The following is an 11,631-nucleotide window of genomic DNA, read 5'->3' as shown; positions in this document are numbered from 1 at the left end:
TCCTGGGCATCCAGTATCAGGCGTCGCGCCGCCGCAACAGGTAGATCACCGCCCCCAGCAGCAACGCGCATGCCGCCGCGATCAGGTTGCCGAGCGTGGCGCTGGCCAGCAGGCCCAGCGAGATGACCAGCGCGCCCAGCGGGATCAAGGGGCCGCCCGGCAGTTTCAACGCTTCCTCGCGGTGGCCATGGCGCTTGCGCAGCACCAGCACCGCCAGCGTGGTGGCGACGTAGGCGCACAGTCGCGCGACCACCGACAGCATCGCCAGCTGCACGAACGAGCCCGACAAGGCCAGCGCCAACGCCAGGGCGCCCTGGGTGACGATGGCCCAGGCCGGCGTGTGGAAGCGCGGATGGATGCGCGCCAGCACGCGTGGGCCGAAGCCGTCCTGCGCCAGCGAATACAGCACGCGCGGACCGAACAGCATGGTGTTGCTGTTGGTGCCCAGGATGGAGATCGTGGCGCCCACGGTCAGGATCAACGCCAGCGTCTCGCCGCTGAAGCGCGAGGCGGCATCGGCCAGCGGCGTCGCCGACTGCGCCAGCCCGGGCAGGGTGCCCTGCGCGACCAGTTGCACCGCCGCGTACACCAGCGTGACGGTGGCGATCATCGTCAGCAGCGCGAACGGCACGTCGCGGCGCGGGTTCTTGAACTCGCCGGCGGCGGCCGGGATGTTCTCGAAACCGGCATAGGCGAACAACAGCAGCAGCGCCGCTTCGCCCAGCTTGTCCATGCGCGGCGCCTCGCCCGCCGCCAGCGCCGCCGGGTCGATGTAGAACGCGCCGATGGCGATGAACAGCAGCAGCGGCACCAGCTTGCCGATCACCAGCGCCACGCCGGTACGCGCGGCCGATTTGATGCCGATGACATTGACCAGCGTCAGCAGCCCCAGCGAGCCGACGATGATCGCCAGCCGCCCCGCGCCATCGGCCGCGGCCGGCCAGAAGCGGGCCACCGCGTCGGCCAGGCCGTTGCTCAGCGCGGCGGCGGACGCGATGCGGGTCAGCCACACCATCCAGCCGATCTCGAAGCCGACGAAGGGCCCGAACGCCTCGCGCGCATACAGGTAGCTTCCGCCGGGCTGATCGAAGTAACTGGCGGCCTGCGCGTAGCACAGCACCAGCAGCGCCACCGCCAGCCCGGCCAGCAGCACCGCCCACAGGCTGGCGGGGCCGAGCAGCAACGCCGTCGCGGCCGGCAGCAGGTAGATGCCGCTGCCGATCACGTCGTTGATGGAGAGTCCGACGATCTGCCAGCGGCTCACGGCGCGGACGAACTGGGCGGAACCTGCATCCCCACCGGGCGTATTCACGTCGTTCATCGTGCGATCTCCCCACGCGGCGGCAGCTGCCAGCCAGGCTGGTGCCGGTCGTACTCGGCCTCGGGCAACAATACGAAGCGCGGGCGCGCCGTTGGATCCAGCCATGCCAGCAATGCGCGCATGTCGCCTTCGGCCATGGCGGTGCAGCCGGCGGTGGCCTCGCCCGGCCGGCGCCAGAGATGCGCGAAGATGCAGCTGCCGCGGCGCGGCATGTTCGCCGGGTTGTGCTCGACCACGAAGCCCAGCCGGTAGCGCGGATCGCCCTCGTTGTGCAGGTCCAGCCGCATGGGCTCGGTGGAATCCTTCACCGCGTCGGCGCCCACCTCGCGCGCATCGACGATGCGGTTGTAGAGCGGCGAATCGGGCACGTCGATGCAGTAGTCGCCGGCGTCCATCTGCCGGTACGGCAGGTGCAGTTCCGTATCGGCGGCAGGCGCGTACCCGAAGGCGATGCCCAGGTCGAACACGCCCGCCGGACTGCGGCCGTCGCCCTCCCGCTTTTCGGGACCGTCGCCCTGTTCGTCGCGCGCATGCAGGCCGTCGCCCCAGGCGCTGCCGTTGCGGCCGATGCCGACCGCGAAGGCGCCGACTTCGCGCCAGGGCGATTCCCCGGCATCGCGTTCGAAACGGCGCAGGATGCCCTGGTCGGCATCCCAGTCGGCGGTGGTGACCACCACCAGTTGCCTTGCGCCGTGCGTCGCCGCGGATGGCGGCTCGGCGTGCACGGCAGCCGCGCAGAACGGCAAAAGCAGGCTTGCCAACAGGGCGTGCCAGCGATGGGGCGGTGCATGCGGGGCTGTCGGCGTCATCTGCGGTTCCGTTCCGGGTCAGCTGTCCAGCAGGTGCTGGATGCGTTCGAGGTTGATGTTGAGTTGCTGGTGCCGGGCCGGGTTGGCCTGGCACAGCAGTACGAACAGGAAATCGAGCAGCGATTGCAGCGAGGAACGGTACAGCAGCTGTTCCACGTGCGGTGCCGGGTCGTGCGCGGAGATCACCAGCGCCGCGTCGGCGTGCGCGCGCAGCGGGTTGGCGGTGTGCCGCGTGATCGAGATGACCTTGCCCTCGCAGGCCTGGAACTGGCGGCTGATCTGTGAGAGCTGCGGCAGCTTGCCGAACTCTGAGAACATCAGCAGCACGTCGCCCGGACGCGCGGCGGCGAGGTTGGCCATCATCAGGATGGGATCGGCGTGGTGCACGGTCAGTACGCCCAGCAGCGACAGCCGCATGGCGAACTCGCGCGCGAACAGGCCGTCGTCGCCCAGGCCGCAGACGAACACCTTGTCGGCCCGGTCGATCATGTCCACGATGGGCTCGACGTGCCCGCGGGGGTTGAGCGAGCGGGTCTCCTCCTCGGCGGCGGCCTTGCTGCGCCGCAGGCCTTCCTGCAGCCGCGTGTAGGCATCGCCCGCATCCGCCGGCGCGTCCAGCGGCGGCAGCGGCTGGCCGTTGCCGTTGCGCGCCACCGCCTCGCCGACGGAGTACTTCAGGTCGGGATAGCCCTTGAAGCCGAACTTCTGCGCGAACTTGACCACGCTGGACTGGCTGATGCCCAGCGCATTGGCCAGTTGCTGCGAGGAATAGTCGCGCAGCAGGTGGGCGTTCTCGAGGATGAAATCGGTGATGCGGCGCTCGATGGCCGACATCTGGTCGCGCTCGGATCGGATTTTCACCAGGGGCGGCATCGTGGCGACTCTACCTCAGCCGGGGATCATTTCCAGCCCGCGGATCTCGCGGATGCCCAGGCCGGGCGCGTCGGTGATGGAGATCTCCGATTCGTCGAAGATCACCCCGCCCTCGACCGGGTTGAACTGGCACAGCGACGGCCCGTCCAGGTCCACCTTGGTGATCACGTCGGCCTTGGCCACCGCCACGTGCACGGCCGCGGCCACGCTGATGCTGGTCTCGATCATGCAGCCGATCATGCAGTCCACGCCGTACAGCGCGGCGATGTCGGCGATGCGGATGGCGTTGGAGATGCCGCCGGTCTTCATCAGCTTGATGTTGATGATGTCGGCCGCGCGCATCTTGATCAGGTCGATGACCTCGATGGGGCCGAACACGCTCTCGTCGGCCATCACCGGCGTGTGCACGCGGTCGGTGACGTACTTCAGGCCGTCGATGTCGCGCGCCCTGACCGGCTGCTCCAGCAGTTCGAGCACCACGCCGGCGTCCTCCAGGTGCTGCATGGCGAACACCGCCTGCTTGGCGGTCCAGCCCTGGTTGGCGTCCAGCCGCAGCAAGGCCTTGCCTTCCACCGCCGAATAGATCGCCTTGACCCGTTCGATGTCCAGGCCGATGTCCTTGCCCACCTTGATCTTCAGCGACTCGAAGCCGCGCTCCACCGCGCTGATCGAGTCGGCCACCATCTTGTCGATGTAGTCCACGCTGATGGTGATGTCGGTGGTGATGACCGGGTCGCCGCCGCCCAGCATCTTGTACAGCGGGGCGTTGTAGAGCTGGCCGAACAGGTCGTAGACGGCGATCTCCACCGCGGCCTTGGCGCTGAAGTTGCGTTCCAGCGACGTCTGGACGAGCTGGGTGATGTGGTTGAGGTCGGCGATGTCCTGCCCGACCAGGCGCGGGCGGATGAACTTGCCGATGGCCTCGATGATGGAGCCGTGCGTGTCTCCGGTGATCACGGCGGTGGCCGGCGCTTCGCCGTAGCCGACGTGCCCGCTGTCGGTGTGCACGATCACCACGATGTCCTCCACCGTGTCCACGGTGCGCAGCGCGGTCTTGAACGGCGTCTTCAGCGGCACGCGCAGCATGCCGAACCGGATGTCGGTGATCTTCATGGAGGTCCTTAGGGACGGATTCTCTGGATGCTGGTGATGCGGTCGATGTAGCTGGCGGCATCGCCGGCCAGCAGCGGTTCGAGCGGAGTGACCGCGACGCCGTTGAGCCGGGCCTGCACCCGTTGGCCGTCGCCGTCGCGCCAGCTGCCGCCGGCGGTGTCGTGGATCACGTAGGTCAGGCCGTTCTCGCGGCCGATCGCCATCATCACGTGGCCGGGGATGTAGATCAGGTCGCCGACCTGCAGTTGCGCGATGGCTCGCCGGCGCTTGCGTTCGCCGTCCGTGCCGGTCAACGGCACCCGGTCCAGCGCGGGACTGACCGCCTGCGCGCTGGTGTTGCGCGGCAGCAGCACGCCGAAGCTGCGGTACACCTCGGAGACGAACCCGCTGCAGTCGCGCGCATCGTAGGCGTGGCCCCAGCCGTAACGCTCGCCGAGGAACTTGAAGCTTTGCAGGAGCAGGTTGCGCGCGGTCAGCGGCAGGTAGTCGGCGCGGGTGTCGGCGTTCCTGGGCAGCAGCGCGGGCACCAGCCGCAGGCGGCCGTCGTCGTCGCGGATCGGCAGTTCGATCACGTGCGACGTGTACGGGTGCTGGCCGTTGACCGGCGTGTCCGCGGGCCAGTCGGCCAGCACCGGCACGCGCACGCCCATGTCCAGTTGCAGCCGCGAGACCTGCGGTTGTTCCGGCGTGTAGGCGGTGGACACGGTGGCGCCGGTCACGATCCGGTACGGCATCCTTCGCGCGTAGCCGAACACCTGCCCGGCGTCGCCAACGGCGACGAAGCGCTTCTCGATCCAGGCCAGGTAGCGCTGGCTGGCCACGAACAGCCATTGCCCGTCGCGGCTCCGGTGCATCACCGCGACCGCATCGCCGGGGAACAGCGCCGATTCCTGGAACCGGTCGATGTCGGTGTCGCCGACGCTGCTGAACACGCGCTCGGTGGTGGGAAAGGCGCGCAGGTCGGCGCGCCGGGTGACCAGCCCGTATTCCAGTGGCCGCATGTCGGGGATCGCGTCCAGCGCGAGGTTGTCGGCGAAGGCGGCCAGCTGCGTACCGGTGAGTTCGCGACCCTGCGCGTCGTACAGGGTGCGGGCCGGCGGCGCGGACAGTTTGCCGATCGCGTCGCGCACCTGCGCGGCGGGCAGCCGCGCAGGCAACGTCTCCAGATCGTGCAGGGTGGGATCGAGCGCCTGCATCCGGGCGTTCTGCGCGTCGATGCCGGCACGGTCGAGGATCACCCGGTCCGGTGCCTGCAATCGCGATATCCAGTGCTCTGCCTGCAGATGTACCTCCTCGATGCCCGGCACGGCGAGCGCGCCAGGCATCGGCGCCGGCGCCGCGGCCATGGCGGAGGACACGAAGGCCGTGGCCAGCCACAGGGCGGCGGACAGGCGCCAACGTCCCGCGGACCTGCTCTCCGCCGTCTCCCCCATTCCCTTGTCTCCCGACTCGTGGTGCCTTCCCAGAATAGTTATTCCTCAGGTGAGAAATTGCAAGAATAAATTATTGACGAAGGTCCCGGTCCGTGCTACATCGGCATTGCGTCCATATGACAACACTTATGGCGTGCTGCAGGGGACGTGTCTTGTAGGGGCGTGTCGTGCAGGGGGATGTCTTCCGTGCTCCGGGGTCGATCTCCGGCGGGAATCCGGCAAGCAGATGGAAGGTGACGGTGCCTCATCCGGCCCGGCGCATTCCGTCGTTCCCGGCCCGGCGGTGTCAGGGGCACGGAGTGTGGCAATACCGCGGGGGCCATCGATACCCCCGCGCGGCCGGATGCCTGAAGGGAGGCGGCGCCGGCCAGTCGTACGCAACCGGCACGGACGCACAAGCGGATCCAGGGGAAGTCGGGAGATCAAGCGGGCTGCGGGTTGCGGTTCTTCAGATGTTCAACGTATCCAACCATCGGTCCAGGAGAGAGAGACCCATGTCCGTACGAGCCCCGCTTCCCAAGCGCCATCGCCTCGCCATGGCGTTGGTGGCATCGCTGTGCATGCCCGCCATCGCCGTCGCCCAGACCACGCCGGATTCTTCCGCGCCCAGCGCCGCGAAGGACATGGACAAGGTCACCGTCACCGGTTCGCGCATCAAGCGCACCGACGTGGAGGCGGCGCTGCCGATCACCATCGTCCACAAAACCGAAATCGAGGCGCAGGGCATCACGTCGGCCGAGCAACTGTTGCAGTTCCTCAACATCGCCAGCAACGGGTCGGACAACCTGGCCTCGAACGCGGGCATAGCCCCGGCCGACCTGCGCGGCAACAACGGCGTGTCGGGCGCCAACCTGCGCGGCCAGGGCGCCGATGCCACGCTGGTGCTGCTCAACGGCCGCCGGGTCGCCACCCACGGCCTTCGCGGCCAGGCGGTGGACTTGAACTCCATTCCGTTCGCCGCGATCGACCGCGTCGAAGTGCTGCGCGACGGCGCATCGGCCGTATACGGCACCGACGCCATCGGCGGCGTGATCAACTTCATCACCCGCAACGACTATCAGGGCATCACGGTCACCGCCGGCTTCGACGTGACCCAGGAGGGCGGAGGCGACGTCTACACCTACAGCGTGCTGGGCGGCACCGGCGACATCGATACCGACGGCTGGAACGTGTGGGGCACGCTCAACTTCAGGGAGAACGAGATACTGCGCGGCACCGACCGGGACTTCTCCAACACGTTCCAGCCCAATCGCGGCCTGTCGCCCGACACGCGCGGGACGCCGTTCGCCACGGTGGCCAACATCGCCGGCGGTCTGATCAACGGGACGCTTGTCGATCCGGCCGGGGGCGTCAACCAGGCCCTGGTCAACACCCTCAACCTGCCGGGTGGGCCGGGATGCGAAGCCGGCGGCGACATGATGGGGCCCTATGCCTATCAACTGTGGGGCGTGGCCAACTCCAGGTACGCCTGCGCCTGGGATTACCCGGCTGCCCAGGTCATGCAGCAGCCGCAGGAAAGCCTGCAGGCCCTCGGCCGCGCCACGTTCAAGATCAACGACAACCATCGCTTCTATGCCGAGGCGATGGGGTCGCGCGTGGAGTCCAACCGGCAGTTCGAGGCGCAGCAGATCACTTCCAGCGCGACGGACAGTCCCACCACGCTCGGTCCGGACACCTGGTATCCGTTGAACGACTACACGCGCGATACCTACAACATGATCTACGACGCGTTGGCCGGCTACTTCGGCACGGACAATCTCGTGTATGAGAACCGGATCGCCTATCGCTGGCGCTGCGAGGTCTGCGGCCCGCGCCAGATCAAGACCACGACCAAGGCCTACCGCCTGCTGGCCGGCTTCGAGGGCAACATCGGCAGTTGGGACTACGACATCGGCCTGTCGCGCGCCTCCAGCGAATCCGAATCCGTCCTCGGCAGCGGCTACTACTTCACGCCCGGGTTCAAGGCGGCGCTGGGCAGCGGATTCCTCAATCCCTTCCTGATGCCCGGACAGGCGCAAAGCGCGGAAGGCGTGGCCATGCTGCAGGCCGCGTCGGCGGCCGGAGTGAGGCTCTATGGCGGCGAATCGACCGTCACCACGCTGGATGCCAGTTTCTCCGGCGGCCTCGGCTTCAACCTGTGGGGCGGCGAAGTGCAGGCGGCGACGGGCATCGACCTGCGCCGCGAGGAGTTCGAGTTCGGTTCGGTGAAGGAAGGCATCACCCTCGACAACAGCTACATCTTCGGCGCGCCCTTCGATGCGACCAACAACATGCCCAAGGTCCAGCGGGACGTGAAGGCGGTGTACGCGGAGGTGTACCTGCCGGTACTGGACAGCCTGGAAGTGAGCGTGGCCGTGCGTCGCGACGACTACGACGGTTTCGGCGCCACCACCAATCCGAAGTATTCGTTCAAGTGGCAGCCGATCGATGCGCTGGCCTTCCGCGGCGCGTACAGCACCGGCTTCAAGGTGCCCGAGTTCACCAAGCTGTTCAGCGGCGTCACCGAGAGCCCGTACACCGGCTTCGACCTGGCCGACCCGGGCACCTGTCCCGGCGGCGTGGCCAATCCGGCGGTTCCCGGCTGCGAGGCGATCCAGCCGAACATCCTGACTGGAGGCAAGTCCGACCTGAGGCCGGAGGAGGCCAAGCAGAAGAGCTTCGGTGTGGTGTTCGCGCCCACCGGCAACTTCAACGTCAGCTTGGACTGGTGGGAAATCGAGCGCATCAATACGATCCGCGTGCCCAACCAGCAGACGTTGATCAACAACTACGACCTGTTCGTCGACAACTGGATCCGCGGTACCGGCGGCGAAGTGGTCGCCATCGACCGGCGCTTCATCAACTCGGGCGGCACCCTGATCAGCGGCATCGAACTCGACGCCAACCTCACCGGCGACCTCGCCGGCGGCCAGTGGCGGGTCAACCTCAACGGCAGCTACATCGACAACTTCCAGGAGAAAGCCCTGGAGTCCACGCCGTACGGCAGCAACCAGGTCGGCGAGTACATCCGCTACTACAGCCTGCCATTGAGATGGAAGCACACGCTGGGCTTCGGCTGGGCCAAGGGCGACTGGTCGCATACGCTCACGCAGATCTATCGTTCCGGCTACAAGGACGAAAGGCCGGTCAGCGTCGCCAACGGCAGTTTCATCCCGGAGGACTGGGATCCGGATGTCGACGATTACATCACCTACAACTACAGCCTGGCCTGGACGGGCCTGGAGAACGCGAGATTCACCTTCGTCGTCCGCAACCTGTTGAATACCGACCCGCCGTTCACCGCGCACCAGAACGACTTCGCGTCGGGCGCCGCCTGGGAGCCGCGCGTGGCCGATCCTCGCGGGCGTTCCTTCAGCCTGCTGGTCGAGTACAGGTTCGATTGATGCGAAGGGTCGCATGGCCCGGCGCGGGCACCGCCGCCGCCTGATGGGCGGCGGCGTTTCCAGGGACGTTGCGGAATCCCGCGGATGATCCGCTCAACTATCGAATCGATCCGATGAGACGCTTGCTGGTTTCCCTCGTGCTGCTCGTGCCACCCGCCCATGCCGCGCCGGTGGCGTTCGACACGGCGGTCGAGCAGGCTTTCGATCGCTACCGCTTGCCCGGGCTCGCCGTCGGCATCATCGAGGACGGCGAGATCGTCTACACGAGGACGCTGGGCGAAATCGAGGCCGGCGGTGGCCAGCCCGTCGATGCCGACACGCTGTTCAAGATCGCGTCCAACAGCAAGGCGATGACGACGGGCGTGCTGGCGCGCCTGGTGGATGCCGGCAAGCTGGACTGGGACGATCCGGTCACGAAATACCTGCCGCAGTTCCGCATGCACGATCCGTGGGTCACGCGGAACATGCAGGTCCGCGACCTGCTGATCCACAACAGCGGCCTGGGCCTGGGCGCGGGCGACCTGATGCTGTGGCCGGAGCCCAACCGGTTCACCCGTGCCGACATCATCGCAGGGTTGGCGCACCTGAAGCCCACGCACAGCTTCCGTTCGCATTACAGCTACGACAACCTGCTGTACGTGGTGGCCGGCGAAGTGGCGGCGGTGGCCGGCGGGGCGCCCTACGAGGAACTGGTGAAGCGCGAGCTGTTCCGGCCGCTGGGCCTGGCGCGGTGCCAGGTCGGCGAGTGGAACCGCGCGGAAGTCGGCAACGTGGCGCAGCCGCACATGCGTACGCCGCAAGGCAACCGCGTGATCCGCGCCGATGGCGAGGTGGTGCCCGACATGCCTTCGATGGCGGCCGGCGGCATCCGCTGCAGCCTCAACGACATGCTCGCCTGGGTCGGCATGTGGTTGTCGCCCGATGCGACGCCGGCATGGCTGTCGCCCGCGCAGCGCAAGGCGGTGTGGACGCCGCAGATGCCCATGCCGGTCAGCGCGCGCATGCGGCAATGGGACGACACCCATTACTCCGCCTATGGCTATGGCTGGCGCCTGTCCGATGCGAATGGCGCATGGAAGGTCGCGCACACCGGCACGCTGGCGGGCATGTATTCCTCCGTCATCCTGTTGCCGGACCAGCGCACCGGCATCGTGATCCTGATCAATGGCGAAGGCGAGGCGGCGCGGACCGTGCTGGGCCAGGTGCTGACCGATCACTTCACCGCACCGGCCAAGACGACCTCGGTGGCGCATTACGCCGACCTGCTGGAAGCGGAACGCGGCAAGGAGCGCGCGTCCGCCGCCAGTGTCGTCGACACGCGTGCGCGCACGCCAGCCAGGGCCTCCGCGTTGAACAGGATGCTGGGCCGGTATCGCGATCCCTGGTTCGGCGACGTGGCGATATGCAGCGAAGGCAAGCGGGTGCGTTTCAATGCGGCCCGCTCGCCCATGCTGGCCGGCACGGTCATGCAGGCAGGCGGGCGCTGGCTGGTGGACTGGGACGATGCCAGCGTCGATGCCGAGCCGTGGCTGATCTTCGAGGCGGGCGATGGCGGGCGTGGGACGCTGAAGCTGTCCCACGTCGATCCCGCGGCGGACTTCAGCTACGACTTCGCCGACCTGGATTTCGTCTGGGTCGCTCCCTGCGCGGAGTCGAACAGCCGATGAACCTGTCCCTGTCGATGCACCCGTCGCGCCCTGACACTCCGTTCCGAGGAATCGCCATGCTCCGTCGCCTGTCCCGCTTTCCGCTGCATCGGCTGCGATGGTCGCCGATGCTGCTGGCCCTGTTGCTGACGGCGTGCGCGCACGCGCCGTCGCGCAACCCGCTGGCCGAATGGGTGCCGTCGCCGAACCAGGACCTGCGCCGCCCGGTGCTGATCGTGATCCACTTCACCGACCAGCATTCGGTGCAGCAGAGCCTGGACACGCTGCGCACGCGCAACAGCGGCGGCCCGGTCAGCGCCCACTACCTGATCGGCGCCGACGGCAAGCGCTTCCAGTTGGTCAGCGACGAGCGCCGCGCCTGGCACGGCGGCGCCGGGCGCTGGGGCACCATCACCGACATCAATTCCGCCTCGATCGGCATCGAGCTGGACAACGACGGCAAGAGTCCGTTCGCCGAAGCGCAGATCGACAGCCTGCTGGTGCTGCTGGAGGACCTGTGCACGCGGCTGCGCATTCCGCGCAGGCAGATCGTCGGCCATTCGGATGTCGCGCCGGTACGCAAGGTCGATCCGGGCCCACTGTTCCCGTGGAAGCGGCTGGCCGAGGCGGGGTTCGGCGTGTGGCCGGCGGCGGATGCGCCGCCGGCGCCACCCGGTTTCGATCCGTGGGTGGCGCTGCGATTGATGGGGTATGCGCTGGACGACCGCGCCGCCACCGTGCGCGCCTTCCGCCACCGCTTTCGCGGCAGCGAGGGAACCGAGCTGGATGAAGAGGACCTGCGCATCCTGTACGCGCTGACGCAGCCGCCGGCGACGCCTTCCGCCACCGCTACCGATCCTGTCGATGTCCCGGCCGAATCAGACGCACTTTGAGGAAGGCCGGAAGCCCATGCTCGCTTCGAACGTCCATCGTCCCGGTTCGGATGCGGATCCTTTCCCGCCGTATGTCCATTCCCCCCGCCAGCGCCGATGGCAAGCCCAGGCGCGGCGGCCGTCCGGTTCCGTGCCACCGGGATGCCCCACCACCGCGAGA

The 11,631-nt window shown here is 67.9% G+C and carries 8 protein-coding genes; 3 read left to right on the top strand and 5 right to left on the bottom strand.

Annotated elements, in window-relative coordinates; all coding sequences use genetic code 11:
* Positions 1-16 precede the first annotated feature (16 nt).
* Genes AAD027_RS02910 through AAD027_RS02890 form a run of 5 tightly spaced genes read right to left on the bottom strand, consistent with a single transcriptional unit; the run spans position 17 to position 5,549 of the window.
* Positions 17-1,312 carry an APC family permease gene (locus AAD027_RS02910; protein WP_425605384.1) on the bottom strand — a complete coding sequence of 432 codons (1,296 nt, stop codon included), beginning with the start codon at positions 1,310-1,312 and terminating at the stop codon, positions 17-19.
* A gap of 5 nt (positions 1,313-1,317) precedes the next feature.
* Positions 1,318-2,130, bottom strand: coding sequence for a L,D-transpeptidase family protein (locus AAD027_RS02905; protein ID WP_425605372.1), 813 nt, complete (start codon positions 2,128-2,130; stop codon positions 1,318-1,320).
* 18 nt (positions 2,131-2,148) lie between these two features.
* A complete protein-coding gene (locus AAD027_RS02900) occupies positions 2,149-3,003 on the bottom strand; it encodes a MurR/RpiR family transcriptional regulator (RefSeq protein ID WP_341724496.1) in 855 nt (284 codons plus the stop codon).
* Between the two features lie 15 nt (positions 3,004-3,018).
* Positions 3,019-4,116, bottom strand: coding sequence for a dipeptide epimerase (locus AAD027_RS02895; protein ID WP_341724495.1), 1,098 nt, complete (start codon positions 4,114-4,116; stop codon positions 3,019-3,021).
* 8 nt (positions 4,117-4,124) lie between these two features.
* Complete coding sequence (locus AAD027_RS02890; RefSeq protein WP_425605371.1) at positions 4,125-5,549, bottom strand: SH3 domain-containing protein; 1,425 nt, start codon at positions 5,547-5,549, stop codon at positions 4,125-4,127.
* A 494-nt stretch (positions 5,550-6,043) separates the two neighbouring features.
* Here AAD027_RS02890 and AAD027_RS02885 point away from each other — a divergent pair, with 494 nt between their 5' ends.
* The 3 genes from AAD027_RS02885 to AAD027_RS02875 all read left to right on the top strand — a co-directional run bounded on the left by AAD027_RS02885 (position 6,044) and on the right by AAD027_RS02875 (position 11,471).
* Positions 6,044-8,932: a TonB-dependent receptor plug domain-containing protein gene (locus tag AAD027_RS02885; RefSeq protein WP_341724494.1), complete on the top strand. Its 2,889-nt coding sequence runs from the start codon at positions 6,044-6,046 to the stop codon at positions 8,930-8,932.
* Positions 8,933-9,045: 113 nt separating this feature from the next.
* Positions 9,046-10,599: a serine hydrolase gene (locus AAD027_RS02880; protein WP_341724493.1), complete on the top strand. Its 1,554-nt coding sequence runs from the start codon at positions 9,046-9,048 to the stop codon at positions 10,597-10,599.
* Positions 10,600-10,655: 56 nt separating this feature from the next.
* Entirely contained in the window at positions 10,656-11,471 is an 816-nt protein-coding gene (locus AAD027_RS02875) for an N-acetylmuramoyl-L-alanine amidase (protein ID WP_425605370.1), read from the top strand.
* Positions 11,472-11,631: the final 160 nt, after the last annotated feature.

The sequence above is a fragment of the Pseudoxanthomonas putridarboris genome (assembly GCF_038321125.1).
Taxonomy (GTDB): domain Bacteria; phylum Pseudomonadota; class Gammaproteobacteria; order Xanthomonadales; family Xanthomonadaceae; genus Pseudoxanthomonas_A; species Pseudoxanthomonas_A putridarboris.
The sequence above is the reverse complement of the archived record's forward strand: the minus strand, read 5'-3'. Positions and strand labels throughout refer to the sequence as shown.

What these genes read in the sequence shown, in the direction of transcription:
- AAD027_RS02905 (WP_425605372.1), bottom strand. Translation starts at nt 2,130, where the DNA reads ATGACGCCGACAGCCCCGCATGCACCGCCCCATCGCTGGCACGCCCTG.
- AAD027_RS02900 (WP_341724496.1), bottom strand. Translation starts at nt 3,003, where the DNA reads ATGCCGCCCCTGGTGAAAATCCGATCCGAGCGCGACCAGATGTCGGCC.
- AAD027_RS02895 (WP_341724495.1), bottom strand. Translation starts at nt 4,116, where the DNA reads ATGAAGATCACCGACATCCGGTTCGGCATGCTGCGCGTGCCGCTGAAG.
- AAD027_RS02890 (WP_425605371.1), bottom strand. Translation starts at nt 5,549, where the DNA reads ATGGGGGAGACGGCGGAGAGCAGGTCCGCGGGACGTTGGCGCCTGTCC.
- AAD027_RS02885 (WP_341724494.1), top strand. Translation starts at nt 6,044, where the DNA reads ATGTCCGTACGAGCCCCGCTTCCCAAGCGCCATCGCCTCGCCATGGCG.
- AAD027_RS02880 (WP_341724493.1), top strand. Translation starts at nt 9,046, where the DNA reads ATGAGACGCTTGCTGGTTTCCCTCGTGCTGCTCGTGCCACCCGCCCAT.
- AAD027_RS02875 (WP_425605370.1), top strand. Translation starts at nt 10,656, where the DNA reads ATGCTCCGTCGCCTGTCCCGCTTTCCGCTGCATCGGCTGCGATGGTCG.